Here is a 24,347-nt window from a genome sequence, read left to right on the forward strand (position 1 = left end):
CCGCAATGGCTTACGCTGACCGGAATACAGGTGGTAGCCGCATCGTCGCGATCGTATTGGTCGCGTTGATCGTCGCCGGCATGGGATATGCCTTCGTCACCGGACTAGCCTTCCAGTATGTTAAGAAGGCCACTGAAAAGCTCGACGTGTTCGATGTGAACGATCCGCCGCCGCCGGAAGAGGTTCCCCCTCCGCCGCCGCCGCCGGATTCGCCGGTTCCCCCGCCGCCTACCCTGGTGGTGACGCCGCCCGCGATTGTGTCGGTGCCGCAACCCTCGCCGCCCATGATGACGACGCCGGTTCCACAGCCCGCGCCGCCCATCGTGCCCCCGGCTCCTCCGGCGCCGCCGGCTCCTCCTGCACCGCCGCCTCCGCCGCGCATTGCAAAGAAGCTGACGCCAAGGGGTTCGCCCCAGAGCTGGGTGACCGACGACGATTATCCGTCCGCTGCGCTTCGCGCAGAACAGGCGGGAACCGTGGGCTTCCGCCTCGACGTCGATGCGGCGGGCAAGGTGACCGATTGCACCGTCACGTCTTCGAGCGGCTCGTCGCTTCTGGATAATACGGCGTGCTCGTTGCTCAAGCGCCGGGCCCGGTTCAATCCGGCGGAGGATGCGAGCGGCAACAAGATCCCGGCTGCGTTCAACAGCCGCTTCACCTGGAAGATACCGAGATAATGAGTGTCCGGCGCGCCGGGGAGGCGCGCCGGATGTTTTGCCAAACGCGCTATTTTTAGAGGAAAGACCGAAATGCTCACGACCATTCTTGCCGCTGCGGCGCCCCACGCTGAGAACCCGTACGGCCTCCAGGCAGCACTCCGTGAAGGCGGCATCATCGCCCAGTCCGTGTTCGGCATCATGGTGATCATGCTTTTCTTCTCGCTCTACATCCTGTTCACCAAGCTGTTTGAGCAGCAGAAGATCATCGCGCAGGCCCGCCGCGTTCGCGCGTCGTTCTGGAGCGCGGCTTCGCTGCGTGAAGGCGCTGCCAAGCTCGAGAAGAACTCGGCATATCGCCAGATCGTCGAAGACGGTCTTGCGGCGCAGGAGCAGCACAGCCGCCTGACCGATCCGGTCGAAGCGCATGACTGGCTGCACAACTCGCTGGCCCGTTCGGAGGCCGACATCCTTTCGCAGCTGAAGAAGGGCCTGTCGTTCCTCGCTACCGTCGGTTCGACCGCACCGTTCATCGGTCTGTTCGGTACCGTTATCGGTATCATCCGCGCACTGGTGAAGATCGGTTCGTCGGGCCAGGCTTCGATCGACGCGGTCGCAGGTCCGGTCGGTGAAGCACTGATCATGACCGCCGTTGGTCTCGCCGTCGCCGTTCCGGCCGTGCTCGCCTTCAACTGGCTCCAGGCTCGCAACAAGAAGATCAGCGAAGACCTCAGCGCGTTCTCGAACGACATCCTGGGCTACCTGGCTTCGAACGGCGCTGTGCGCCCGGCTGCTGCCAAGGGCGCTCCGGCCAAGGCCGCTGCTGCAACGACCACCAAGGGCTAAGGGTAGTCGGGATCGCGGGCTTGCCGCGATCCCGCCTTCCGCCGCGCAGGGCATGTCCCGGCGGCAATGAACGCGTAAGAATAGGATAGCGCGCAATGTCGATGAGTGTAGGCGAATCGGACGACGATGGCCCGATGTCGGACATCAACACCACGCCGCTGGTGGACATCATGTTGGTGCTCCTGATCATCTTCCTGATCACCGTTCCTGTCGTGATCCAGACGGTTAAGCTGACCCTGCCGAAGGTGCAGTTCGAGCCGACGATCACGAAGCCGGAGAACGTGGCGCTGTCGGTGACTGGTGATGCCAATGGCTGTCAGGTTTATTGGGGCATGACGCCGGTGAACAGCACGGAGCTGCTCGACAGGGCGGTGAAGAAGCTCAAGTTCGAGGTCGAGAAGGTTGGCGGCGAAGCCGCTTTCAAGGCTGATCCGACGCTCGAGCTTCCGGAAGTGCATATCCGTGGTGACGTGGATACTCCGTATCGCTGCATCGGCGGCACGATCTTCACCATGCAGATGGCAGGTTTTGCAAAGGTCGGGTTCATCTCCGAACCTGAAGCTGGCACTGCTGTTACCCGTCTTTAAGGAGTAGTTCGCATGGGAGCGAGCGTAGGTAAGAGCGATGATGGTCCCATGATGGAGATCAACACGACGCCGTTGATCGACGTCATGTTGGTGCTGCTCATCATGATCATCATGACCATCCCGATCCAGAGCCACGCGGTGAAGGTCGACCTTCCGCAGAATACGAACACCAACCAGCCGGTGATCGATACGCAGAAGAACAAGATCTACATCCAGCCGGATGGGGTTGTTCAGTGGAACAGCATCCCTGTCGATGACGTGACGCTGCGCCAGTATCTGGATGCGACGTTGCAGATCAGCCCTGAGCCGGAGCTGCACTTCCAGCCCGATCCTCAGGCGCGCTACGAAGTCGTCGATCGTGTCCTCGCGATCGTGAAGCGTGCGCAGGTGAACAAGCTCGGCTTCGTCGGCAACGACCAGTATCGCAGCGCGTTCTGATCCATCTGTAGCGCTCCGGCGCGGCAAGCGATCAAGGGCGGTCCTTCGGGGCCGCCCTTTTTCGTTGTCCGCAGCGCTGCTTTGGGCCTTGCAATGTCGGCTTTCGGCTGCCTGGTCGCGCCGGTCGAGGGGCTCGGTCGCTTCTTTGAAGTCGTCACCCGGATACGTCTTCGTCACTGCGAACATTGGGAACATTCGCATGTCGAGGCCCGCGCGCCGCCGGAATTTTGTTCAGGTCAGTCTGCTGCGCGAACGCGCGGCTGGCGGGCTTCAGTGACCGGTCGCGCGAACCATCGCGCGTCTGGGTACCCTCAGAGCCGCGGCAGCGTCACGCCGCGCTGGCCCATATATTTGCCCGCGCGATCGGCATAGCTCGTCTCGCACGGCTGCTCGCCCCGCAGGAACAGGAACTGGCAGGCGCCTTCATTGGCGTAGATCTTGGCGGGCAGCGGCGTGGTGTTCGAGAATTCGAGCGTCACATGCCCCTCCCATTCGGGCTCGAGCGGCGTCACGTTCACGATGATCCCGCAGCGCGCATAGGTCGATTTGCCCAGGCAGATGACCAGCACGTCGCGCGGCACGCGGAAATACTCCACCGTCCGCGCCAGCGCGAAGCTGTTGGGCGGGATGATGCAGCAATCGGTCTGGCGATCGACGAAGCTCGTTGCGGCGAAGTCCTTCGGATCGACGACGGCGCTGTCGATATTGGTGAAGATCTTGAATTCGTCCGCCACCCGCGCGTCATAGCCGTAAGAGGACAGCCCATAGCTGATGCAGCCCTCTCGGCGTTGCCCCTCGACGAAGGGCTCGATCATGCCGTGGTTGAGCGCCTGCTCGCGAATCCAGATGTCGGAAAGAATTGCCATGGCCAAACCTTCGCGGCTGCGCGCCTCGCGGGCAAGGGGGCTATTCGATCCTTAGCTCGAAAGGCGTCACCGGCAGCCCTGATCCGTCGGTCAGGTTGCACACCGGGCTGTCGCCCCAGCAATATCGCAGGCGGTCGGCCGGGCCTTGTCCGGCATCGATCCGGATCGTGTCGCCCGCGATCCGCGCCGGAACGAATCGGCAGGTGCCGGGTCCCGCGCCACACAGCTCGAAGCTTGTCGGCACGCCGCTGAACGTCAGGAGCATCTTCTCGATCGATCCGAACGCCACGATGACGCCGTCTCCCTCGCGTCGTGCCGCGAGCGGCTCCGCGCCCGAGCGCGACAGCGCGGCGCCATAGCTCAGCACCCGCGCCGCGCGGGAAAGGCGGTGGCCAACATCCTGCTTGTTGGTTGGGTGGATGTCGCCGACATCGCCCAGATCGACCGTCACCGCGATCGCAGCGTTCCCATCGGCCCGCGCCGCGCGGCGCTGCGCCTCGCGTATCTCCGCCGTGCCGCTCTCGATCGGGGCGGTGTTGCGCGCACCCCATCCGGCAAGCTGCGCGATCAGGAAGGGTGCCTGAGGATTCTCGAACTGTGCCCGCCAGCCCGCCATCATGCCCGCCAGCCGATCGGCATAGCCCGCGGCCTTCCCCGCATCGGTCTCGCCCTGATACCAGGCGATGCCGCGCAGCCCATAGGGGCCAATCGGGGCGATCATCCCGTTATAGATTCCCGCCAGCCCCGCGATCCCGTCCCACGGCGCGCGCGGCGGCTCTCCCGCGCTGGAGGGGGTGGCGATCAGATATTGCCAGTCCTTCGCCTCGGGCAGCGGCACCACGCGGCCATCGTCCAGCCGGATGCCGCGCTGTGCCGGCGTGCCGGCCAGCCCGCCATTTCCCCAACTGTCATATACCGACAGGGCAATCCGGTTGCGCCCCGCCTTCAGCGTGCCCGGCGCGAGCCGGTACGCGCGCGGCACGCCCCATGCGGTGTTGGTGCCCACGCCAATGCCGTTGACCCAGGTCATGTCGGTATCGTCGGGCGGGCCGAGCAGCAGCGTCGCGCCCTGCTTCGCCTGCGCGGCGGTCAGCACCACTTCGGTGCGGTAGAAAACCAGCCCGTTGAAGTTGCGCAGCGCCTCGACGCCCCAGCTCTCCCAATTGTCGAACGAAGGCACCGGCTTCCAATCGCCCTTCGCACCCGGCTGCCAGGGTTCGGCGGGGCCGCGTCCGGTGGCGGTCCACCAGTTGCGCCAGGTCGCGCCCCATGCGGCCGATGCCCGGGCCGGGTCGGTGCGATAGTCGCGCAGCAGCTTCAGCCGTTCGGCGGCCGTTGGATCGCGCTCCAGCGATACCTCGCTGCGCCATGCGTCGATCGCGGTGCCGCCCCAGGATGCGTTGATCAGCCCGATCGGCACCTTCTCTGATCGGCGCAGGTCGCGCCCCATGAAATAGCAGACCGCTGAAAAGTCGATGACGCTCTGGGGATCGGCGATCTGCCACTTCACCGGGGTGCGGAAATGCCGCCCGGCGGCGGGGCTCACATTCTTGCCCACGGTCAGCAGCCGCAACTGCGCATCGGCGGCCCCAGCGGCTTCCATCCCGCCGTTCAGCGCGCCGCGCACCTGGAATTCCATGTTCGACTGGCCCGAGCACAGCCATACATCGCCGATCAGCAGGTCCTTCGCGATGCTGGTCGCTGCGCCTGTGGAAACGGTGAGTGTATAGGGGCCGCCGGCGGGGAGGGCGGGCAGCCCGGCGCGCCAATGGCCATTGCCATCCGCCTTGGCCGTGGTCTGCGCGCCCGCCATCTCCACGCTGACCTCCGCGCCGGGCGCAGCGTCGCCCCATATCGCGATCGGCCGGTCGCGCTGGAGCACGGCATGATCCTGAAACATCGGATGGAGCAGGGAAGGCGCGTCCTGCGCCAGAGCCGCTCCCGGCAGCAGGGCAAGCGCAAGAACCGCGCGAATCATCCGGTGCATCAGCCTCTCCCTCGTTAGCGCTAACAAAGCATGGCACCGGGGGGCAGGCAAGCAGCCGTCGTCTCGGCCTCAGGCCAGCCCGAGATCCTTGGGGCCGAACGCGGCGGGCAGCAGTTCGGAAAGCCTGTAGGTCGTCAGCGCGTCGCCCGTCGCGCCGCCGCAATGCACCGGCAGATCGCGTCCGCCCAGTTGCGCCGCTTCGTTGATCACCTGGCGGCAGCGTCCGCAGGGCGAAACCGGTGCGGTGTCCGCATGCCCCATCCGCCCGCCGATCACCCCGATCGCCACAACATCGCGCAAGCGCCCCATCGAGCTCACCGTTCCCAGCGCCACCGTTTCGGCGCAGAGCGTCAGGCCATAGCTCGCATTCTCGAAGTTCGCGCCGGTCACCACGCTGCCGTCGGTCAGCAGCACCGCCGCGCCCACGGCGAATTTGGAATAAGGCGCATAGGCGTTCTTCGAAGCCTCGCGCGCCCTGGCGACGAGCATCTGGGGGTCATAGTCGGTCATTTCGCCATCACATTCCAGTTCACGGGGCCGCTGAGCCCTTCGATACGGCGAAAGCTCGATGCCTGCCATATCGTCCAGGGACGGGAGAGATAAGAGGGTGGGAAGAAAGCCTGCCGGCTCCACAGGATGCGGGCAAAGGCTTCGCTGATCGCGTAGCGCGCCTCGAAATTCTTGCTCACGCGCAGCACCACATGCTCGCCCAGATGGGTCTCGATCGCCTCGATGAAGCGGCCAAGCTCGCCGATCACGACGCCGCGCTCCGGCCGCGCGGCGCAATCGGACTGGAAGTCCAGATCGATCGCGGGCGGAAGCTGGTCGTCCGAACGCGGCACCAGCCGGACGAAATTGGCGGCCTGATCGCTCGCCAGCTGGCAGAGCGAAAAGGCGTGGAGCGCCCCGCGCCGGAAGCCCGCCTCGAATGTGCCTCGCCAATTCTCGGTAAAGCGCAGGTCGGTGCCGGTCGCGCCGGTTGTCGCATGGATATAGGCGAATTGTGCGCCGGATTTCTTGACCGTCCACCATTCGATCGGCCCCTGCGCCTCGCTTACATCGACGCCCTGTACCGGGAAATCATTGGGGTGCGGCCGCCAGTTGATCGCGAAAAGCCAGGCGCACAGGCCGGTCACCGCCAGCACCAGGGCGATGGCTGCGGCCAGCCGGAAGCGCCGCGCGAGGACCCGGATGTGCAATGGTCAGCCCTTGATGTGCAGTACGCAGATCAGCGTGAACAGCCGCCGCGCAGTATCGAAATCCACGTCGATCTTGCCCTCCAGCCGTTCCCTGAGCAGCGCCGCCGCCTCGTTGTGGATGCCGCGCCGCGCCATGTCTATCGTCTCGATCTGCGCGGGGCTCGCGTTGCGGATGGCCTGGTAATAGCTATCGCAGATCGCGAAATAATCGCGGATCGGGCGCCGGAAGCGGGCAAGGCCCAGCACCAGTATCTCCAGCGGCGATCCATCCTCGCGGCGAATCTCCAGCGCCAGCCTGCCTTCCTCCACGCTCAGGTGCAGCCGATAGGGGCCGGCATAGCCATCCGCATGGGCGCGCTGGGGCGCAAAGCGGTTGTCTTCGAGCAGGTCGAAGATCGCGATGCGCCGTTCCTGCTCGATATCGGCCGAGCGCCACAAGATAGTGCGCTCGTCCAGAGTCACGTCTATGATGCGCGGATCGGCCATTGCCCGCCCCTTATGGGGTAATGCCCGTTATCCACAAGCGCCCGCCGTTGATGGCACATCGCTTTATGAGCAACAGAAGAATCATGGCCCAGCCGATCCCGTTCCCAGCACCCGAAGCGCCCGAAGGGCTGCAGCTGCCGCAGAATATCGAGGCGGAGGCCGCCTTGCTGGGCGCGATGATGATCGACAACCGCGTGGCGGAGGATGTTCTCCAGAAGCTGCGCCCCGAGCATTTCTATGAGCCGCTGCACGGCCGCATCTATGATGCGATCGCCAATATGGTGGGCGATAACCGCCTTGCCACGCCGGTCACGCTTCGTCCGCTCTTCGTGAACGATGCCGCGATGAAGGAACTGGGTGGCCCCGCCTATCTGGCGCAGCTCACCGGCAACCCGGCGAGCCTGATCGGCGCGCGGGCGTTCGCGGATCAGGTCTATGATCTCGCCGTGCTGCGCGCACTGGTGACGGTCGGGCGCGATCTCGTCGATTCGGCGCTCGATACCAGCGAGGATATCAATCCCGCCAAGCAGATCGAGCAGGCCGAGCTCAAGCTTTACGAAGTCGCCGAGACGGGCGGCGAGGATAGCGGCGCGAAGAGCTTCATGCGCGCCGCAACCATGGCGGTGCGCAATACCGAGCGGGCGATGAATTCGGGCGGCAGCGTCTCGGGCGTCACCTCGGGACTGACCGATTTCAACGCGATGACCGGCGGTCTCAACCGGTCCGATCTTCTGATCCTCGCCGGGCGGCCGGGCATGGGCAAGACCTCGCTCGCCACCAACATGGCGTTCAACGCCGCCAAGCGCTGGATGGACGATCTGGAGGCGGGGATTCCGGAGGAGAAGTCGATCGGTGCCCCGGTGGCGTTCTTCAGCCTCGAAATGTCGGCCGATCAGCTTGCGCTGCGTATCCTGTCCGAACAGTCCGAAGTCTCGTCGGAGAAACTGCGCACGGGCAATATCAGCCCTTCCGAATTCCAGAAATTCGCGCGTGCTTCGGGCGATATTGAGCGGCTGCCCCTGTTCATCGATGATACGCCGGGCCTCACCATCGCGGCGCTGCGCACCCGCGCGCGGCGGCTCAAGCGCCAGCACAAGATCGGTATGGTCGTGGTCGATTACCTCCAGCTGCTCACGGGCAGCAGCAAGAGCCAGGGCGACGGCCGCGTGCAGGAAATCTCGGAAATCTCGCGCGGGTTGAAGACCCTGGCCAAGGAGCTCAACGTCCCCGTGCTCGCGCTCTCGCAGCTCAGCCGTGCGGTGGAAAGCCGTGAGGACAAGCGCCCGCAGCTATCGGATCTTCGTGAATCGGGCTCGATCGAGCAGGACGCCGATATCGTTCTGTTCGTCTATCGCGACGAATATTATCATGATTTCAAGGCGCCCAAGGTGCCCGACGGCAATTCGTCCGCAGACGAGATCGCCAAATATCAGGCGTGGCAGGACCACCAGCTTCAGGTCGCGAACAAGGCCAGCGTGATCATCGCCAAGCAGCGCCACGGCGCCACCGGTACCGTCGATCTGCGTTTCGATCGCCAGTTCACCAAGTTCAGCGATCTCGCCCCGAACAGTTATTGAGGGATTTGCTTCGCGGTTTTCTGCGTTTTCGTTGCGCAAGTTAGGCCGTAGACTCATTAAAGCAGCCTGTCGGCTAGCGATCCCTTGCGGACCTTGAATCTTCGTCACCCCGGGCTTGTTCCGGGGTCCACGAAGCCTCGGATGTTAAGACTGGAGCCTCTTGTCCACCGAGTGCCGCCAGGTGGATCCCGGAACAAGTCCGGGATGACGGGTGTCGACCTGGAGTATGTCGGCCCTGAGAACCGTGGTCGCGGCCGGTGCGAAGCGATCGCACCGCAAGCGGGCGAGCCTGACCGAGCAGGCGAGCTTGCCTCGCAAGCATGGTGCTCAGTCGGTCGCATAGCTTTCGAGAAAGCCGCAGCGATTGCAGCGGAAGGTGCGCACCGGGACTTTCTCTCTCGGCAGTTTGATGCCGCTCCAGAAGCTCTTCACCGGTTGCCCTTCGACCCAGTTGCTGACGCCGTGCGCGCCATAGGTTTCGTCCACGATGAATCCCTCGGTGAACGAACTGCCGCATTTGGGGCAGGGGCCAGGTTTCTGCATTGAACCTCCTACTGAGTCTGCTCGCCCATCGCTTCGCGCATTTCCTGCGCGGTGCCGACATGGCCGCCGATCCGCGGCTCCTCGCAGCTCGGAAATATCGAATCGAGCCGCTTGCGCAGCGTCTCCTCGAATTCGCCCTGGCCGTGCTTGCCGCGCCGCGAGATGGTGATGTCCTTGCGGATCGCATGCTTGATCCGCTCGACCGCTGCATTGTCCAGCACGCCCACCGCGACCAGCTCGGCACAGAGCTGGAGAAGCCCCACCGACGTTGCCTGCGCGCGCAGGCCGATGAAATCGAGGCTCTCATGCAGGCGGATCGCCTGCTCCTTCTCGGTGCGTTCCATCCTCGTCCTCCACAAGCTCTCCCGGGCGGAAGCCGCCGGTGGCCTGGGCATAGGCTAGAACAATACCTGCCGTCTGCAAGTGTACCGACGGTGGTGTCAGAACACGGGCAGGTCGGGGTCTCCGTCGGCGACGGGGGTGTGGATGCCGCACTCGGTCTTGTCCCAGCCGCTCCAGCGGCCCGAACGCGGGTCTTCGCCCGGTTTCACGATTGACGTGCACGGCGCGCAGCCGATCGAGAGATACCCCTTTTCCACCAGCGGGTGCGGCGGCAGGTCATGCTCCGCGAAATAGGTGGCGATGTCTTCGCGGGTCCAATCGGCCAGCGGGTTGAACTTCAGCCGGTCGCCGTCAACCTCGAAGCGGGGCAGGGCGCTGCGCGTGCTTGCCTGATGCGCCTTGCGCCCGGTGATGCTCGCGTCGAAGCCGGCCATCGCCTTTTCCAGCGGGATGACCTTGCGAATCTCGCAGCAACCGTCGGGATCGTAGGACCAGCGCAGCCCGGTGCCGTCGCGCGCCTCGATCGCCTGGGGGTCGGGGTGGATGACACGCAGGTTCAGGCCCAGCCTTTCGGCGAGCATGTCGCGATACGCGAGCGTCTCCGCGAAATGCTTGGCGGTGTCGAGGAACAGCACCGGCACGCTGGCATCGACCGAGGCGACCAGATGCAGGAGCGCCGCCGATTCCGCGCCGAAGGAGGAAACCAGCGCAACTTCGCCCAGCAGATGCTCGCCCAGCACCGCGCGCACCAGTTCCTGCGTGCCCGTGCCGCGGAACATGTTGTTGAGCCGGATCGCATCGTGCGCGGTAAAGCGCGGCGACAGGTCGATCCGGTCCACCCTGCGCGCCGTCTCAGCCATGGCGGCGTTTCCAGACGGGCGTCTGTGCGTCTGCCGCCGCCTGATAGACATGCTCGTACCGCGCCAGCGATGCCGTGAGCACGGCTTCGTCCACCGGAGCCTCAGGCGCGAAACTGTCAAAGCCGCAGCGGCGCATCAGTGGGATCTGATCGACCAGCACATCGCCCTGCGCGCGCAGTTCGCCGGTATAGCCCGCCTCGCGCAGCACCCGCGCGGACGAATAGCCCCGCCCATCGCGAAACTTGGGGAAGCTGACTTCGACCAGCGCAATGCGATCGAGATAGGGCAGCAGCGCGCGCGCATCGTCGCCCGCCTCGATGCGCACGGCGGTCGCGTTGGATTGGCCAAGAAAGCTGTCGAGCGTCACAGCGGGCTCGTCATGCGCTGCGTCGTCGCGGAAGCGCAGAATGTTATCCATAAAGGGCATCCTTGAACGGCTCCATGCCGATGCGGCGATAGGTGTCGACAAAGCGCTCGCCCTCGGTCCGCTGGGCGAGATAGACATTGGTTGCGGTCTCGACCGCATCGACGATGCCGTCCTCCGAGAAGCCCGGCCCGGTGATCTTGGCGAGGCTCACATCCTCCGCCCCCGATCCGCCGAGCAGCAGCTGGTAATTCTCGGTGCCCTTACGATCGACCCCGAGGATGCCGATATGCCCGGCATGGTGGTGGCCGCATGCATTGATGCAGCCGCTGATCTTGAGCTTGAGCTCGCCCAATTCGCGCTGGCGCCCCAGATCGGCGAACCGCGTCGAGATCTTCTGCGCAACGGGAATCGAGCGCGCATTGGCGAGGCTGCAATAATCGAGCCCCGGGCAGGCGATGATATCGCTGATCAGGTCGAGATTGGCCTCTGCCAGGCCCGCATCCGCCAGCTTCTGCCAGACCGCGTACAGATCGGCCTTGCGGACATGCGGCAGCACGATGTTCTGCGCATGCGTGACACGCAGCTCGTCAAAGCTGTATTCCTTGGCCAGATCGGCCATCAGGTCGATCTGCGCGGATGAAGCGTCACCTGGAATGCCGCCCTGCGGCTTCAGGCTGATATTGACGATCGCATAGCCCGCGGCCTTGTGCGCGACGACATTCTGATCGAGCCAGACGGCGAAATCGGGATCGCTGCGGTCGATCTCGTTGGAAAGCCCTGCTTCGAAAGCGGGCGGGGCAAAGAACGCCGCGATGCGATCGAATTCCGCCTGGGGCGGATCGATGCCGAGCTTCTTCACCTCGATGAACTCTTCCTCGACCTGACGGCGATATTCATCGGCGCCGATCTCGTGGACGAGGATCTTGATCCGCGCCTTGTAGATGTTGTCGCGCCGGCCGTAGCGATTGTAGACGCGCAGGCACGCCTCGATATAGCTGAGCAGGTCGTCCGCGCCGACAAAGTCCTTGATTTCCGGCGCGATCATCGGGGTGCGGCCCATGCCGCCACCGACGAAGACCTTGCCGCCGAGAACGCCGTCGCGCTCGACGAGCTGGATGCCGATATCGTGCAGCCGCATCGCCGCGCGATCCTCGTCCGACGCGATCACCGCGATCTTGAATTTGCGCGGCAGGTAGCTGAACTCGGGGTGGAAGGTGCTCCATTGGCGCAGCAGCTCTGCCCAGGGCCGCGGATCGGCGACCTCGTCGGCCGCAGCGCCGGCATATTGATCCGACGAGATGTTGCGGATGCAATTGCCGCTCGTCTGGATCGCATGCATCTCCACCGACGCCAGATCGGCGAGGATGTCGGGCGCGTCTTCCAGCTTGATCCAGTTATACTGGAGGTTCTGGCGCGTGGTGAAATGGCCGTAATCGCGGTCATACTTCCGCGCGATATGCGCCAGCATGTGCATCTGGCGGCTGTCCATCGTGCCATAGGGCACGGCGACGCGCAGCATGTATGCGTGTAGCTGCAGGTACAGACCGTTCATCAGCCGCAGCGGCTTGAACTGGTCTTCGGTGATCTGGCCGGCAAGGCGGCGCTTCACCTGATCGCGAAATTCCTCGACGCGGGCGTCGACGATCGCCTGATCGTAATTGTCGTATTTGTACATGTTCAGATTACCCAGGAGCCGGCATTGGGGTCGGCGGGTTTGAGCGTCAGGTCTGGCCGCACGGTGGGACCAAGCGCGCGGACGCGGTCCTTGATATGCGCGGGTCTCGGCCCTGCATCGGTCAGCGTCGCATCGATCACATAGGGCGCGTTCACACGCCGCGCGCCTTCCTCGGCATGCGCGATCGCCTCGCCCTGATCGCCCACGTCCACAGCGTCCTCCACATGGCGCGACCAGCCCTCGCCGGTCCACCAGGTCACGTCGCCGCTGGCGAGATCGTTTCCGGTCAGGATCTTCATGCAAGGCTCTCCGCGGCCCGCGCCCATGCGGCAAGCTTGTCCTCGGCGTCAGCCAGCAGGGTCACTTCGCCGACGACGATGATCGCCGGGCTCTGGACATTCTCGCGCGTCACCATCGGCCCCAGATCGGCCAGCAGCGTCCGCAGCGCGCGGCTGCCCTCCAGCGTCCCGCGCTCCAACACCGCGACGGGCATGTCGGGTGCCACGCCGTCTTCCATCAATTTGTCCGCGATATCGGGGCAGGTCGCGACACCCATATAGATGACGAGCGTGCGGCCCTTGCCGGCCAGCCCCGACCAGTCCTGATCTTTCAGCCCCTTGCACTGGCCCGCGACGAAGCTCACCGCGCTCGACCAGTCGCGGTGCGTGAGCGGCAGCATCGCTTCGGCGGCGGCACCCAAAGCCGCGGAGATGCCCGGAATCACTTCCACCGGCAGCCCGGCCGCGCGCACGGCTTCCACCTCTTCGCCGCCACGCCCGAAGATGAACGGATCGCCGCCCTTCAGCCGTACGACGATCGCACCGGTCTTTACGTGCGCGATGATCAGCGCGTTGATCTCGTCCTGCGACAGCGTGTGCTTCGAGCGCTGCTTGGCGACCGAGATGCGGTGCGCCTGCGGTGCCATGTCGAGCACGCGCGGATCGACCAGCCCATCGTGCACCAGCACGTCCGCCTGCCTCAGCGCTTCGACAGCGCGCACGGTGAGCAGCCCGGGGTCGCCGGGACCTGCACCGACCAGGATTACGCGCCCGCGCGCGGAAGGGTCTAATAAACTAGCCATGCCAGCGAGATGCGCCGCGCAGGGCCGCGCTTCAATCCAAGGTTGCTTGGGGTCGCGGTAGGGAAACTATCGGGCCAGCGCCGCGGCATGCGCCTTGATGATCGCCTTGGTCGTCTCGTCGCTGTCGAAAACGCCGTACCAGCCCTGCGGCTCATGGGGTGGGTCGCCCAGCCAGGCGGTGTCGCCCGTGCGGAAACGGTGATCGCCATGCACCGCGCGGCCCTCGCCGTTCCACGCCCAGAAGTTCGAGCCCGCGATCGGCCCGCCAGCCTTCACGCTGGCCTCCACCGCCGCGAAGATCTGGCGGTAATAGCGATCCTTGTACGCGGTCGACGCCTCGGGATCATAGCCGCCGCCGTCGCGCGGATAGCCGAATTCCTCGATCACCAGCGGCTTGCCCATCTCGGTCGCCAGCGCTTCGTGCTGCGCAAGATATTCGGCCACCTTGGCAGCACCGGCGTCATGGGTGCCGGGAATGTCCCTGGCGTTGATCCAGCTCCAGTTGAGCGGCCAGATATGCGCGGTGAGATAATCGATCTCGGCGAACGCATGGGCTTTCCGGAAAACGTCCGCGCGCTCGATCGAGCCCTTCAATCCTTCGCTGCCGGTTGAGACGAGATGGTTCGGCGCGATCGACTTGATCAGCTTCGCGGTCGACTGGATCCAGCCATAATATGCCGGGAGCAACGGTTCGGCGATCTTGGCGCTGCCACCGGGGCGCGGTTCGTTGGCCAGTTGCCAGGCCATGATCGTCGGCACGTCGGCGTAAAGCTTCACGACGGACGCGACATAATCGTGATAGAGCTTCACCGCCTCCGACTTGGCGTAGAATTGCGCGGTCATGTCCGGGAATTCGGGCCAGGGATGCGCGGGATCGTTCATGTCGATGAACTTGCCGCCGTTCACATAGCTGAGATAGGTCATCATCCCGCCCGACCACTCCCAGAAGTTGGTGAGGTAGAGCACGGCCCGCATCCCGCGCGCTTCCATCTGGGCAAGCAGGTGGGCAAGCCCGTCCGTCAGGTCCGGATTCCATTTGTTGCCCGCGTTGCGGAATGCGGGGCTGACAGCGTTCTTGAGCGGGGATTCCTCCGCCCCGGCGAGGATCCGGATATTGGTGACGCCAAGCTCCAGAAGCGCATCAAGCTCGCGGGCGAGGCGAGCGCGATTGCCGAAGTCCGGGCGTGCACCGAGCCATGCGCCGTACCACATGTTCGCCCCGGCAAAGCGATAGGGCTTGCCGCCAAGCGTTAGCGATGTGCCTTTGCGGCGGATGTAGGGATCAACAGGCGTGAACGCGGCTGAAGCGGGCAGGGCGGCCAGCGCCGCTCCGGCACCAAGGATTGTTCTGCGTGTGACCATCATTGCCCCTCCGTTTGAGAGGAGGTTAGCGCTAACAGCGCTCCGCGTCACCCCGGCTAACCGGGTTCGCGGATCAAGGCGTCTGGACAGAGGGCATCCCCGCTTTCGCGGGGATGCCGATCAACAAGTCCGGAATTTCGTTCTAGTCGAACAATTCCTCGAAAAAGGATTTGCGCTTCTTGTGCGGATAGCGCCCGCCATGGCCGCGATCGTCAAAACGCGCGCGAGTGTCGCCGCGATACGGGTCGGTCGCGGGTGCGGGCGCGGCATAGTGCGCCGCGCTCCGCTCGATGATCTTGTCCAGCTCGCCGCGATCGAGCCACACACCCCGGCACGTGGGGCAATGATCGATCTCGATGCCCGAGCGTTCGGTGGGGACCAGGGTGGCCCCGTCGACCGGGCACGTGAAACTGCTCACGGGATTATTCCTTCTCACCCATCAGGTTCAGCAGAAGCTGGAACATGTTGATGAAGTTCAGATAGAGCGAAAGCGCGCCCATGATCGCCAACTTGTCCGCGGCTTCGCTGCGGCCATAGGCGATATATTCGCTCTTCAGGCGCTGCGTATCCCAGGCGGTGAGCCCGGCGAACACGATCACGCCGACAATCGAGAGCAGCATCTGGAGCATGGATGAACCGATGAACAGGTTGACCAGGCTCGCGCCGATCACGGCGATCAGGCCGACGAACAGGAACGTTCCCATGCCGGTCAAATCGCGGTTCGTGGTGTAGCCCAACAGGCTGAGACCTGCGAACATTGCGGCGGCCGTGAAGAACGCCATCGCGATGCTGGTGCCGGTGAAGACCAGGAAGATGCTGGCCATCGACACGCCCATCACTGCTGCGAATGCGAAGAAGGCGGTGCGCGCGCCTGCGGTGGTCATCCGCTCGATGCGGAAGGTGAAGAAGAACACGAAGGCTAGCGGCGCGAGCATCGCGACCCATTTCAGCGGCGTGCCGAAAATGAGCGCGACGAGCGCCGGGGTCATCGCCACGCCCATCGCGACGAGGCCGGTCAGCGCCAGGCCGATCCCCATGTTGCGATAGATGCCCAGCATATGGGTGCGCAGGCCCTCGTCGAAACGGGCCTGCGCGCCGGATGCGGCAGTGCGATTGAAATGCGAAAGTTCTTCCAACGTTGTTCTCCTAGGCGATGTGTTCGCGACGCATCGCGTCGCGGACGACGCGGCGCATATGGCTCGCGTCGGGGAAAAGGCGGAAAAGACGGTCCTTGATCGCCAGCCGTTCCTTTTTCATCCGGGCAAGCCGGATGCTGTCAGGCGCACGGCGTGAAAGCTCGTCACGGATTTCACGGTTGAGTTGGCGGTGCGCTGCAATCAGGCGCTGAACAAGGGTCGACATACACGGCTCCATCGATGGTTGCATCGATCGAGCGGCCCAGTGAAGCTCAGTGGGAGGAGGGGGCAAACCACCAAACCTGCACCGAGCACGCTCGATGCGGTCCGACATCACGAAGGCTTTTTACAGCCCACGCCAGAGGGGCCCGGTCCCGCAATATCCAGAGTAGGGGTGGAGCCTGGCGGTTTCAACCCCCGGGAGGGACGCGTGCCGCTCAATCGGCCCGGCTGATCGGTCCCGATGTGCGATCGGCGGCAGCGCGCGCCTCACTCTGGGCGGATGCGCGCAGCGGCGCGGAAATCTCGTGCTCGAACCGTTCGGTCCGCCGCTTGCGTACGCGCAAGTGAACCACCGTCGCGGCGATCATTGCGAACGGGAAGCTGAACAGGATCGGTATCGCCGCCATCACCCCCATTCCCTCCCGAACGGGAAGCGTCGCGAAGATGCCGGCAAGCAGCAGGCCGACATTTCCGATCGAGAGCGTCAGCCCCGCCCAACCCAGGAAACCCAGACCGAACATTCTCTTGATCGCCGCCCGATTGCTCGTCGCCTCGTCCAGCGTGAAGTTCCAGACGCGCAGATAGGGCCCGGTCCGGCGGCGATTGCGGATCGCATGCATGGCACCGATCAGGTGCCCGCCGCGCGCCGAGATGCTCCAGTCATCGAGCCGCAGCACCTGCTCGCGCCCGGCGCTGTCGACCAGGTGAATCGTTTCGTGGAGCGTGGTGTAGCTGTATCCCGCAGTCGAACTGACGACATGGCTGTGGCCATATTGATTGGTCGCGATGGTTTGCGAACCGGGAACATGATGCGTGGAGTGCGAAGCGGCTGCCTGCACGACCACGCCGCCCTGCCGATAGAAAGTGAAGCTCCGCGCGCCGAAGCGGAGCAGGCCGCTCTGGCTGTCATATCTCCATGGGCGCAATGCGCGCAGGACCAGGAGCGCCCCGGCCGCAAATACAAGGAGATAGGGGACGAGCATGATCAGGTTGAAGTAGCGCGTATTCGCATCGATCTCGTCGGCGAGCTGCCATTGGATTTTCTGGCCGGATTCCCAGATTTCGTAATCGGCGGACGAAAGGTAGCGGCGCGCGACCTCGCGCTGGAAATCCGGATCCCGAGCCTTCTCTTCGAGCCGCCTCGAGACCGTGCCGACAGCCGAACCTTCCGCCCGGGCGTCGTTGATCGCCTGGACGCGGCACTTCTCATAGTCGCGGAAGCGTTTCGGCTCGGCCCCCGATCCCAGACGCAGATTCGTCTCTTTGCTCAGGGAGCGAAGGGCGTCGGCGAGTATCGCGCAGGCGGCACCCTGGCTGGGCCGGTCGGGGGCGTAGTCGCGGACCACTTTGTCGACGGCGGGTAGCCGCGATACCAGCGGACTCTCGCGCTTCGCCGACGCCGCCGGCGCGAGCGCCACCGCAAGACAAAGAAATGCCGCAAATCGAAAAAAAGCGCCCGTCACCGGCGACCCTCCCGATACCTTCCCACGTTCCCGAATGGATCGTGGGTCATTGCGGGGGCGTCAAGAACCAAAGCGTTTCGGATTTCTTTCAAGCGTCGCGCAGGCCGAGGCCGATCGAGGCACGCGCGCTGTCCGCTTCGGAACTCACCACCGGATAGGCGCAGTAATCGGCGGCGTAATAGGCGCTGGGGCGATGGTTGCCCGACCAGCCGATGCCGCCGAACGGCGCCGAGGAAGAGGCGCCGTTGGTCGGACGGTTCCAGTTGACGATGCCCGCGCGGATATTGGCCCAGAACTGATCGTAGAGCTTGGGGTCCTGGCCCACCAGGCTGGCGGAGAGGCCGTAGCGTGTGTCGTTTGCCTCGGCGATCGCTTCTTCGAACGTATCGACGCGGAAGACCTGGAGGATCGGGCCGAACAATTCGACGTCCACCTTCTCGCTGGCGCCGGTCATGTCGATCAACCCGGGGGTCAGGAACGGGCGGCTTTCGATCGGGCGCTCCATGTGGCGCAGAGGGCGGCCGCCCATGGTGGAGAGCGCGACGAAGCTCTCGGTCAGCATGTCGGCGGCGTCATTGTCGATCACCGGGCCCATGAACGGGGCGGGATCGGCATGCGGTTCGCCGATGATCAGCCGTCCGATCAGCTTGTTGATCTCGCCGATCAGCGGCTCGTAGAGGTTTTGATCGACGATCAGTCGGCGCGCGGCGGTGCAGCGCTGGCCCGCGGTGGTGAAGGCGGACTGCACCACGAGCACTGCCGCCGAATAAAGATCGGGCGTGTTCCACACGACGATGGGATTGTTGCCGCCCATCTCCAGCGCCAGGATCTTCTCCGGCCGCGTGGCGAACTGGCGGTTGAGCGCGATACCGGTGTTCGCCGATCCGGTGAAGAGCAACCCGTCGATATCGGGATGCGCGGCCAGCGCCTTGCCCTCGTCCGCGCCACCGATCAGCAGCCGGACGCAGCCCTCCGGAATGCCCGCCGCATGGAAGCAGTCGACCAGGAAGGAGCCGGTCGCCGGCGTCTTTTCCGACGGCTTGAACACCACGGCGTTCCCCGCGAGCAATGCGGGCACGATATGGCCATTGGGCAGGTGCGCCGGGAAATTATACGGGCCGAGCACCGCGAGCACGCCGTGCGGCTTGTGGCGCAACGCCAGCCGCGTGTTCATCGGCGCGTCGATCCGTCGCTGGCCGGTCCTCTCGGAAAAGGCCGTGACCGAGATATCGACCTTGGCGATCACCGTGTCGACTTCGTTGCGCGCTTCCCACAGCGGCTTGCCGGTCTCGCGCGCGATCAGGTCTGTAAAGGCGTCGGCCTTCTGGCGCACGACATTGGCGAAGCGGCGCAGCGCCTCGATCCGATAGGCGAGCGGGCGCGCCGCCCATTCCGGCCAGGACCGGCGTGCCTGCGCTACTTCCGCGTCTGCGTCTCCCGCCATCCGGCGCCACAGAACGGCGCCCGTGGCGGGCTCGGTCGAGATGATTTCCTGTCCGGCCATCTGGTCTTTGTATCGGCGCCCCAAGAGAGATTTGCGGGCTTTTGCACCAATTTCGGTGGCTATGCCAGAGCCTCGCCCATCCGCCGGACCGCCGCGACCTTCGCGCCCAGCATGGACCAGTCGTCACGTTCGGCGATCGGCACCCAGATCGCCTCCACCTCCTCGATCAGCATCGAGCAGGGTGCGGGATCGGACCAATAGCCATGGTCGCGCGGCTTGCGCGGCGCGTAGCGGGCCAGCAGCCCGCGAAGCTCCGCAAACGGCTCGCCATAGCTTTCCGGAAGCTGCCCGCCGAACATTTCGAAATAGAACAGGTCGAGCGGCGCCTTGCTGGCGGTAAGCGCGCGTTCGGCCGCCTGCACCAGCGTGCGATCCCGCTTCTCCGTCTGCGGCTTGAGGCCCATCCGCCATAGCACCGCCCCGGTCACTTCGCGCGTATAGGCGGGCTCGAACGTCTCCATCGCTTCGATCAGGGGCGCTTCTTCGGCGATCAGCCGCAGCGAACTGGCGAGCTGCATCACGTCCCAGAAGATCGCCTCGGGCTGGCGGCCGAACGCATAGAGTCCGGCATGGTCGAAATAGGCTGCGGTGAACCCCGGGTCCCATGTCGGGGCAAACCGCCACGGCCCATAATCGAAGCTCTCGCCGCTCACATTGATATTGTCGCTGTTGAGCACCCCGTGGACGAATCCGGCGGCCATGAACTGCCCCGCCAGCCGCGCGGTGCGTCCCGCGACCAGGGTCAGCAGCCGCTGCGGCGCATCCTCCCCGGCCTCCTCGCCATAATAATGGCGCAGCACATAAGCGGTGAGCCGCTTCAGATTCGCTTCGTCCTTGAAATAAGCGAGCCGCTGGAACGTGCCGATCCGGATATGGCCATGGTTGAGCCGCACCATCACAGCGGATCGGGTGGGGGAGGGTTCGTCGCCCCGGTGCAGGGCCTCGCCCGTCTCGATCAGCGAAAAGGTCCGCGATGTCTCGACGCCCAGCGCCTCCAGCATCTCGGCCGCCAATATCTCGCGCACGCCGCCCTTCAGCGTCAGCCGCCCGTCGCCGAACCGGCTGTACGGCGTCTGCCCCGAGCCCTTGGTGCCCAGGTCCATCAGCCGCCCGCGATCGTCGAGCATCTGCGCGAACAGGAAGCCGCGCCCGTCGCCGATATCGGGATTGTACACGCGGAACTGGTGCCCGTGATAGCGCAGCGCCAGCGGCCTGGGCTGCGCCCCCGGCAGCGGCTCGAAGCGCCCGAAATGGCGAATCCACTCCGCATCGCTCAGCCCGTCCAGCCCGATCTGCGCCGCCGCGCGGCCGTTACGGAATCGCAGGATCGCCTCGGGAAAGGCCGCGGGGGTGACGGTATCGGCGAATTCGTCGCCAAGTTCGTCGATGGCGTGTTGCGGAGTGAAGAGCATGCCGCGATATGGGGATCGATGGTCGAACGGCGCAACTATGAAGACGGCTACTGGTGGTCGAGCGATGAGCTGAGGCTCCATTATCGCGATTATGCGGGGCCTGCGGACAAGCCGCCGGTGTTCTGCTTCCCCGGCCTGACGCGCAACGCGCGCGATTATGAGCAGCTTGCCGAGCGGCTGGCGGGCGATTGGCGGGTGATCCTCGTGGAATTCCGCGGCCGCGGCGAAAGCGCCTATGCCAAGGATCCGATGAGCTATGTTCCGCCGACCTATCTTCAGGACGTCGAGATATTGCTAGCCGAGCTCAAGATAGATCGCTTCGTCTCGATCGGCACCTCGCTGGGCGGCCTCGTGACGATGCTGATCGCCGGCACGCAGCCGGAGCGGTTGGCCGGGGTGGTGCTCAACGATGTCGGCCCGGAAATTGATGCGGCGGGGCTTACGCGCATCCGCAGCTATGTCGGCAAGGGTGTCTGGCATCCCACCTGGATGCACGCCGCCCGCGCGCTGGCCGAAAACAATGCGGAAGTCTTCCCCGATTACGGGATCGAGGATTGGCTACGCATGGCGAAGCGGCTGTACCGGGTGAACAGCCAGGGCCGTATCGTGCTCGATTACGACATGAAGATCGCCGAGCCTTTCCGCGTCCCCGGCAACGAAGCCGCCCCCGATATGTGGCCGACGATCGATGCGCTTCAGGGCAAGCCGCTGCTGGTCGTGCGCGGCGAACGCTCGGATATCCTCAGCGCGCCCGTTGCTGCGAAGATGGTTCAGCGCGTCAAGGACGCCGAACTGGTAACCGTGCCCGGCATCGGCCACGCCCCGACGCTCGACGAGCCCGAAGCCGTTGCCGGGATCGAACGCCTGCTGGCGAAGATTCGCTAGGCCGTCACGCCAACCACCCGTCATCCCAGCGAAAGCTGGGATCTTCAGCGGACAACGCCGTCATCCCAGCGAAAGCTGGGATCTCCAGCCGCCCGCGCGACCTCTGCCGCACGCGATCCCAGCTTCCGCTGGGATGACGACTTGGCTAAGCACGCTCCCCAGCATGTCCATCCACATCCTCCATCTCCATTCCACCTTCAATCTGGGCGGCAAGGAAGCGCGCGCCGTCCGGCTGATGAATGCCTTTGGTGACAAGGCGCGGCACACGATCGTCTCGGCAATGCCCGATCAGCTCGCCGCGCGCGATGCGATCGCCAAGGGCGTCAAATACGAGATCGCGCTCGATCCGCCGCCGCTTTCCGGCCGGCCCTCGGTCAAGCGCTATGAAGCGATCGCGCGCTATATGCGCCGCTTCGATCTGGTGCTCACCTATAATTGGGGTGCGATCGATGGCGTGATGGCGGCGCGGGTGTTCGGAAAGGATCTGCCCCCGATCGTCCATCACGAGGATGGCTTCAATCAGGATGAGGCCCAGCGGCTCAATCCGGTGCGCAACATGTATCGCCGCATCGCGCTGCCTGCCGCCAATGCGCTGATCGTCCCTTCCGAAAAGCTCCAGCAGATCGCGCTCACCCAGTGGCGGCAGCCCCCCGAGCGGCTGCGGCGCATACCGAATGGCGTGCAGACTGCGCTATATGCGGGAAAGCCCGATCCCCGGCTGATCCCCGCCTTGCAGAAGCGCAGGGCGGGAGAGGTGTTTATCGGCTCCGTCGCGGGGCTGCGCCCGGTGAAGGATCTACCGATGCTCGTGCGCGCCTGCGCCGGGCTCAACAGCCGCTTCAAGCTGGTGATCGTGGGGGAGGGGCCGGAGCATCAGGCGATTCTCGATGCCGCCGAAGCGATGGGGATCGAGGATAATGTGATCCTCACCGGCTTCCTGCCCGAACCGCACAAATATATGGGCCTGTTCGATATCTTCGCGCTTTCCTCAAAGAGCGAGCAGGCGCCGATTTCGGTGATCGAGGCGATGGCGGCGGGGCTGCCTGTGGTCGCGCCCAATGTCGGCGATATCTCGGCGATGGTCTGCGAATATAACCGCAGATATATCCCGCCCGAGCGCACCGAGGTGCTGCTGCGCGATCGTCTGGATATTTTTGCGCAGCATGCGGATTTGCGGCAATATATCGGTGCCGCGAACCGCGAGCGCGCCCGCGCGTTGTATGACGAGAGCGAAATGGTTTCGGCCTATGCCCGGCTCTATGGCGAGGCGATGGGACGGCCAGGCGCCCTGGGATAGCGATTGCCACTCGCTTGTTGCGGCCGATCAGTCTAGGCCGCACCTGAATTTTATTGGAGGCGACGTGTTCAAGGGTCTTAAGCCCATTCTCTATAGCGGCCGCGAAGTATGGCCGATTGTCGAAGGCGGGAAGGGTGTTGCCGCGACCAATCATGCGAGCGCGGGCGCCTGGGCGGCTGCCGGCGGCATCGGCACGGTCAGCGCGGTCAATGCAGACAGCTATGATGCCGAAGGCAAGATCATCCCCCAGATCTACAAGGCGCTCACGCGCCGCGAACGCCATGAAGAGTTGATCGAATATGCGGTCGAGGGCGCTGTCACCCAGGTGAAGAAGGCGTATGAGATCGCGGGCGGCAAGGGCGCCATCAATATCAACGTGCTGTGGGAAATGGGCGGTGCCCAGCGCATCCTGCACGGCGTGCTGGAGCGGACCCGGGGCCTCGTCGCGGGCGTCACCTGCGGCGCGGGCATGCCCTATAAATTGAGCGAGATCGCTTCGTCCTACGGCGTCACCTATCTCCCGATCGTCAGCTCGGGCCGTGCCTTCCGCGCCTTGTGGAAGCGGGCTTATTCCAAGGCGGCCGAATGGCTCTCCGCCGTGGTCTATGAGGATCCCTGGCTGGCGGGCGGGCATAATGGCCTGTCCAATGCCGAAGATCCGCTCAAGCCGCAGGACCCCTATCCGCGCGTCAAGGAATTGCGCGAAGTGATGCGCGAAGGCGGCATCCCAGATAGCGTTCCGATCGTGATGGCCGGCGGTGTCTGGTATCTGCGCGACTGGAATGACTGGATCGACAATCCCGAGCTTGGCTCGATCGTCTTCCAGTTCGGCACGCGTCCGCTTCTCACGCAGGAAAGCCCCATCCCGCAGGGGTGGAAGGACGAATTGATGAAGATCGAGCCCGGCGACGTGCTCCTCCATCGCTTCTCGCCCACCGGCTTCTATTCCTCGGCTGTTCGCAATCCGTTCCTGCGTGCGCTTGAGGCGCGCTCGGAGCGCCAGATCGCCTATTCGACGGAGCATGCCGGCGATCATGTCTTCCAGCTCGATGTGGGCGTGAAGGGCAAGAATTTCTGGGTGACCAAGGGCGATCTGCTCCGCGCCCGCGAATGGTATGGCCTCGGCCACACCAGCGCGCTCAAGACGCCGGACAACACGCTCGTCTTCGTCAGCGAAGAGGAAAAGGCGATGATCCGCAAGGATCAGGCCGATTGCATGGGCTGCCTCAGCCAGTGTGCTTTCTCTTCCTGGGCGGACAGCGAAACCAACTCCACCGGCCGCCTCGCCGATCCGCGCAGCTTCTGCATCCAGAAGACGCTGCAGGATATCGCGCATGGCGGACCTACCGACCAGAACCTGATGTTTGCAGGCCATGGCGCGTACAACTTCAAGAAGGACCCGTTCTACTCCAACGGCTTCGTGCCCACGGTGAAGCAGCTGGTCGATCGCATCCTCACCGGCGACTGATCCTCCCTAATTCCTCCCCCGCAGGGGGAGGGGGACCGCCGAAGGCGGTTGAGGGGGCCGTCACAGGCGATCCCCCGCCATCTCGTTC

The 24,347-nt window shown here is 64.6% G+C and carries 27 protein-coding genes; 8 read left to right on the forward strand and 19 right to left on the reverse strand.

Annotation, left to right across the window (positions count from 1 at the left end; translation table 11 throughout):
* Nucleotides 1-5: 5 nt before the first annotated feature.
* From SSO01S_RS01895 to SSO01S_RS01910, 4 genes are all read left to right on the forward strand, one after another.
* Nucleotides 6-677, forward strand: coding sequence for an energy transducer TonB (locus tag SSO01S_RS01895; protein ID WP_066794352.1), 672 nt, complete (start codon nucleotides 6-8; stop codon nucleotides 675-677).
* A 72-nt stretch (nucleotides 678-749) separates the two neighbouring features.
* The gene (locus tag SSO01S_RS01900) at nucleotides 750-1,502 is read left to right on the forward strand and encodes a MotA/TolQ/ExbB proton channel family protein (protein ID WP_066794355.1); all 753 of its coding nucleotides are present in this window, start codon (nucleotides 750-752) and stop codon (nucleotides 1,500-1,502) included.
* A 95-nt stretch (nucleotides 1,503-1,597) separates the two neighbouring features.
* Entirely contained in the window at nucleotides 1,598-2,089 is a 492-nt protein-coding gene (locus tag SSO01S_RS01905) for an ExbD/TolR family protein (RefSeq protein WP_066794358.1), read from the forward strand.
* A 12-nt stretch (nucleotides 2,090-2,101) separates the two neighbouring features.
* A complete protein-coding gene (locus tag SSO01S_RS01910) occupies nucleotides 2,102-2,527 on the forward strand; it encodes an ExbD/TolR family protein (RefSeq protein ID WP_066794360.1) in 426 nt (141 codons plus the stop codon).
* Nucleotides 2,528-2,838: 311 nt separating this feature from the next.
* Here SSO01S_RS01910 and dcd read toward each other — a convergent pair whose 3' ends face one another.
* The 5 genes from dcd to SSO01S_RS01935 all read right to left on the reverse strand — a co-directional run bounded on the left by dcd (nucleotide 2,839) and on the right by SSO01S_RS01935 (nucleotide 7,065).
* Nucleotides 2,839-3,393: a dCTP deaminase gene (dcd, locus tag SSO01S_RS01915; RefSeq protein ID WP_066794362.1), complete on the reverse strand. Its 555-nt coding sequence runs from the start codon at nucleotides 3,391-3,393 to the stop codon at nucleotides 2,839-2,841.
* Between the two features lie 40 nt (nucleotides 3,394-3,433).
* Nucleotides 3,434-5,380, reverse strand: a complete 1,947-nt coding sequence (locus SSO01S_RS01920; RefSeq protein WP_218000322.1) for a sialate O-acetylesterase — start codon at nucleotides 5,378-5,380, stop codon at nucleotides 3,434-3,436.
* A gap of 69 nt (nucleotides 5,381-5,449) precedes the next feature.
* Nucleotides 5,450-5,890: a cytidine deaminase gene (locus SSO01S_RS01925; protein ID WP_066794367.1), complete on the reverse strand. Its 441-nt coding sequence runs from the start codon at nucleotides 5,888-5,890 to the stop codon at nucleotides 5,450-5,452.
* Nucleotides 5,887-6,579 carry a GH25 family lysozyme gene (locus tag SSO01S_RS01930; RefSeq protein WP_066794376.1) on the reverse strand — a complete coding sequence of 231 codons (693 nt, stop codon included), beginning with the start codon at nucleotides 6,577-6,579 and terminating at the stop codon, nucleotides 5,887-5,889. Before SSO01S_RS01930 ends, SSO01S_RS01925 begins: the two co-directional genes overlap by 4 nt.
* A gap of 3 nt (nucleotides 6,580-6,582) precedes the next feature.
* Nucleotides 6,583-7,065: a UPF0262 family protein gene (locus tag SSO01S_RS01935; RefSeq protein ID WP_066794380.1), complete on the reverse strand. Its 483-nt coding sequence runs from the start codon at nucleotides 7,063-7,065 to the stop codon at nucleotides 6,583-6,585.
* An 83-nt stretch (nucleotides 7,066-7,148) separates the two neighbouring features.
* Between SSO01S_RS01935 and SSO01S_RS01940 the strand changes: the two genes are divergently transcribed.
* Complete coding sequence (locus SSO01S_RS01940) at nucleotides 7,149-8,642, forward strand: replicative DNA helicase (RefSeq protein WP_066794383.1); 1,494 nt, start codon at nucleotides 7,149-7,151, stop codon at nucleotides 8,640-8,642.
* 327 nt (nucleotides 8,643-8,969) lie between these two features.
* On the opposite strand, the gene SSO01S_RS01945 is transcribed toward SSO01S_RS01940, so the two are convergent.
* From SSO01S_RS01945 to SSO01S_RS02005, 14 genes are all read right to left on the reverse strand, one after another.
* Nucleotides 8,970-9,185 carry a hypothetical protein gene (locus SSO01S_RS01945; protein WP_066794385.1) on the reverse strand — a complete coding sequence of 72 codons (216 nt, stop codon included), beginning with the start codon at nucleotides 9,183-9,185 and terminating at the stop codon, nucleotides 8,970-8,972.
* A gap of 8 nt (nucleotides 9,186-9,193) precedes the next feature.
* Nucleotides 9,194-9,529: a hypothetical protein gene (locus SSO01S_RS01950; RefSeq protein WP_066794387.1), complete on the reverse strand. Its 336-nt coding sequence runs from the start codon at nucleotides 9,527-9,529 to the stop codon at nucleotides 9,194-9,196.
* Between the two features lie 96 nt (nucleotides 9,530-9,625).
* Entirely contained in the window at nucleotides 9,626-10,387 is a 762-nt protein-coding gene (locus SSO01S_RS01955; protein ID WP_066794389.1) for a phosphoadenylyl-sulfate reductase, read from the reverse strand.
* A complete protein-coding gene (locus SSO01S_RS01960; RefSeq protein ID WP_066794392.1) occupies nucleotides 10,380-10,805 on the reverse strand; it encodes a DUF934 domain-containing protein in 426 nt (141 codons plus the stop codon). Before SSO01S_RS01960 ends, SSO01S_RS01955 begins: the two co-directional genes overlap by 8 nt.
* A complete protein-coding gene (locus tag SSO01S_RS01965; RefSeq protein WP_066794395.1) occupies nucleotides 10,798-12,429 on the reverse strand; it encodes a nitrite/sulfite reductase in 1,632 nt (543 codons plus the stop codon). The genes SSO01S_RS01960 and SSO01S_RS01965 overlap by 8 nt, the downstream gene beginning before the upstream one ends.
* A gap of 2 nt (nucleotides 12,430-12,431) precedes the next feature.
* Nucleotides 12,432-12,728, reverse strand: coding sequence for a DUF2849 domain-containing protein (locus SSO01S_RS01970; RefSeq protein WP_066794398.1), 297 nt, complete (start codon nucleotides 12,726-12,728; stop codon nucleotides 12,432-12,434).
* A complete protein-coding gene (gene cobA, locus SSO01S_RS01975) occupies nucleotides 12,725-13,510 on the reverse strand; it encodes a uroporphyrinogen-III C-methyltransferase (RefSeq protein ID WP_066794401.1) in 786 nt (261 codons plus the stop codon). The genes SSO01S_RS01970 and cobA overlap by 4 nt, the downstream gene beginning before the upstream one ends.
* Nucleotides 13,511-13,576: 66 nt before the next feature.
* Nucleotides 13,577-14,875: a glycoside hydrolase 5 family protein gene (locus tag SSO01S_RS01980; protein ID WP_066794405.1), complete on the reverse strand. Its 1,299-nt coding sequence runs from the start codon at nucleotides 14,873-14,875 to the stop codon at nucleotides 13,577-13,579.
* 139 nt (nucleotides 14,876-15,014) lie between these two features.
* Nucleotides 15,015-15,308: a TFIIB-type zinc ribbon-containing protein gene (locus SSO01S_RS01985; protein WP_218000323.1), complete on the reverse strand. Its 294-nt coding sequence runs from the start codon at nucleotides 15,306-15,308 to the stop codon at nucleotides 15,015-15,017.
* Nucleotides 15,295-15,930 (reverse strand): Bax inhibitor-1/YccA family protein, encoded by a 636-nt coding sequence (locus tag SSO01S_RS01990; protein ID WP_157073619.1) that lies wholly within the window; start codon nucleotides 15,928-15,930, stop codon nucleotides 15,295-15,297. Before SSO01S_RS01990 ends, SSO01S_RS01985 begins: the two co-directional genes overlap by 14 nt.
* Nucleotides 15,931-16,018: 88 nt before the next feature.
* Nucleotides 16,019-16,234 (reverse strand): HP1242/YdcH family protein, encoded by a 216-nt coding sequence (locus tag SSO01S_RS17090; RefSeq protein WP_083942785.1) that lies wholly within the window; start codon nucleotides 16,232-16,234, stop codon nucleotides 16,019-16,021.
* A gap of 211 nt (nucleotides 16,235-16,445) precedes the next feature.
* Nucleotides 16,446-17,648: a hypothetical protein gene (locus SSO01S_RS01995; RefSeq protein ID WP_066794414.1), complete on the reverse strand. Its 1,203-nt coding sequence runs from the start codon at nucleotides 17,646-17,648 to the stop codon at nucleotides 16,446-16,448.
* A 133-nt stretch (nucleotides 17,649-17,781) separates the two neighbouring features.
* Nucleotides 17,782-19,197, reverse strand: coding sequence for a succinylglutamate-semialdehyde dehydrogenase (astD, locus tag SSO01S_RS02000; protein ID WP_066794417.1), 1,416 nt, complete (start codon nucleotides 19,195-19,197; stop codon nucleotides 17,782-17,784).
* A 59-nt stretch (nucleotides 19,198-19,256) separates the two neighbouring features.
* Complete coding sequence (locus SSO01S_RS02005; RefSeq protein ID WP_066794420.1) at nucleotides 19,257-20,609, reverse strand: protein adenylyltransferase SelO family protein; 1,353 nt, start codon at nucleotides 20,607-20,609, stop codon at nucleotides 19,257-19,259.
* A gap of 18 nt (nucleotides 20,610-20,627) precedes the next feature.
* Between SSO01S_RS02005 and SSO01S_RS02010 the strand changes: the two genes are divergently transcribed.
* From SSO01S_RS02010 to SSO01S_RS02020, 3 genes are all read left to right on the forward strand, one after another.
* Nucleotides 20,628-21,494, forward strand: coding sequence for an alpha/beta fold hydrolase (locus SSO01S_RS02010; RefSeq protein ID WP_066794423.1), 867 nt, complete (start codon nucleotides 20,628-20,630; stop codon nucleotides 21,492-21,494).
* Between the two features lie 163 nt (nucleotides 21,495-21,657).
* A complete protein-coding gene (locus SSO01S_RS02015) occupies nucleotides 21,658-22,791 on the forward strand; it encodes a glycosyltransferase family 4 protein (protein WP_066795150.1) in 1,134 nt (377 codons plus the stop codon).
* A 64-nt stretch (nucleotides 22,792-22,855) separates the two neighbouring features.
* Nucleotides 22,856-24,259: an NAD(P)H-dependent flavin oxidoreductase gene (locus SSO01S_RS02020; protein WP_066794425.1), complete on the forward strand. Its 1,404-nt coding sequence runs from the start codon at nucleotides 22,856-22,858 to the stop codon at nucleotides 24,257-24,259.
* The last annotated feature ends 88 nt before the right edge of the window (nucleotides 24,260-24,347 follow it).

Source organism: Sphingomonas soli NBRC 100801, from assembly GCF_001591025.1.
In the GTDB taxonomy this organism is placed as follows: domain Bacteria; phylum Pseudomonadota; class Alphaproteobacteria; order Sphingomonadales; family Sphingomonadaceae; genus Sphingomonas; species Sphingomonas soli.

What these genes read in the sequence shown, in the direction of transcription:
- SSO01S_RS01895 (WP_066794352.1), top strand. Translation starts at nt 6, where the DNA reads ATGGCTTACGCTGACCGGAATACAGGTGGTAGCCGCATCGTCGCGATC.
- SSO01S_RS01900 (WP_066794355.1), top strand. Translation starts at nt 750, where the DNA reads ATGCTCACGACCATTCTTGCCGCTGCGGCGCCCCACGCTGAGAACCCG.
- SSO01S_RS01905 (WP_066794358.1), top strand. Translation starts at nt 1,598, where the DNA reads ATGTCGATGAGTGTAGGCGAATCGGACGACGATGGCCCGATGTCGGAC.
- SSO01S_RS01910 (WP_066794360.1), top strand. Translation starts at nt 2,102, where the DNA reads ATGGGAGCGAGCGTAGGTAAGAGCGATGATGGTCCCATGATGGAGATC.
- dcd (WP_066794362.1), bottom strand. Translation starts at nt 3,393, where the DNA reads ATGGCAATTCTTTCCGACATCTGGATTCGCGAGCAGGCGCTCAACCAC.
- SSO01S_RS01920 (WP_218000322.1), bottom strand. Translation starts at nt 5,380, where the DNA reads ATGCACCGGATGATTCGCGCGGTTCTTGCGCTTGCCCTGCTGCCGGGA.
- SSO01S_RS01925 (WP_066794367.1), bottom strand. Translation starts at nt 5,890, where the DNA reads ATGACCGACTATGACCCCCAGATGCTCGTCGCCAGGGCGCGCGAGGCT.
- SSO01S_RS01935 (WP_066794380.1), bottom strand. Translation starts at nt 7,065, where the DNA reads ATGGCCGATCCGCGCATCATAGACGTGACTCTGGACGAGCGCACTATC.
- SSO01S_RS01940 (WP_066794383.1), top strand. Translation starts at nt 7,149, where the DNA reads ATGGCCCAGCCGATCCCGTTCCCAGCACCCGAAGCGCCCGAAGGGCTG.
- SSO01S_RS01945 (WP_066794385.1), bottom strand. Translation starts at nt 9,185, where the DNA reads ATGCAGAAACCTGGCCCCTGCCCCAAATGCGGCAGTTCGTTCACCGAG.
- SSO01S_RS01950 (WP_066794387.1), bottom strand. Translation starts at nt 9,529, where the DNA reads ATGGAACGCACCGAGAAGGAGCAGGCGATCCGCCTGCATGAGAGCCTC.
- SSO01S_RS01955 (WP_066794389.1), bottom strand. Translation starts at nt 10,387, where the DNA reads ATGGCTGAGACGGCGCGCAGGGTGGACCGGATCGACCTGTCGCCGCGC.
- SSO01S_RS01960 (WP_066794392.1), bottom strand. Translation starts at nt 10,805, where the DNA reads ATGGATAACATTCTGCGCTTCCGCGACGACGCAGCGCATGACGAGCCC.
- SSO01S_RS01965 (WP_066794395.1), bottom strand. Translation starts at nt 12,429, where the DNA reads ATGTACAAATACGACAATTACGATCAGGCGATCGTCGACGCCCGCGTC.
- SSO01S_RS01970 (WP_066794398.1), bottom strand. Translation starts at nt 12,728, where the DNA reads ATGAAGATCCTGACCGGAAACGATCTCGCCAGCGGCGACGTGACCTGG.
- cobA (WP_066794401.1), bottom strand. Translation starts at nt 13,510, where the DNA reads ATGGCTAGTTTATTAGACCCTTCCGCGCGCGGGCGCGTAATCCTGGTC.
- SSO01S_RS01980 (WP_066794405.1), bottom strand. Translation starts at nt 14,875, where the DNA reads ATGATGGTCACACGCAGAACAATCCTTGGTGCCGGAGCGGCGCTGGCC.
- SSO01S_RS01990 (WP_157073619.1), bottom strand. Translation starts at nt 15,930, where the DNA reads ATGCTGGGCATCTATCGCAACATGGGGATCGGCCTGGCGCTGACCGGC.
- SSO01S_RS17090 (WP_083942785.1), bottom strand. Translation starts at nt 16,234, where the DNA reads ATGTCGACCCTTGTTCAGCGCCTGATTGCAGCGCACCGCCAACTCAAC.
- astD (WP_066794417.1), bottom strand. Translation starts at nt 19,197, where the DNA reads ATGGCCGGACAGGAAATCATCTCGACCGAGCCCGCCACGGGCGCCGTT.
- SSO01S_RS02005 (WP_066794420.1), bottom strand. Translation starts at nt 20,609, where the DNA reads ATGCTCTTCACTCCGCAACACGCCATCGACGAACTTGGCGACGAATTC.
- SSO01S_RS02010 (WP_066794423.1), top strand. Translation starts at nt 20,628, where the DNA reads ATGGTCGAACGGCGCAACTATGAAGACGGCTACTGGTGGTCGAGCGAT.
- SSO01S_RS02015 (WP_066795150.1), top strand. Translation starts at nt 21,658, where the DNA reads ATGTCCATCCACATCCTCCATCTCCATTCCACCTTCAATCTGGGCGGC.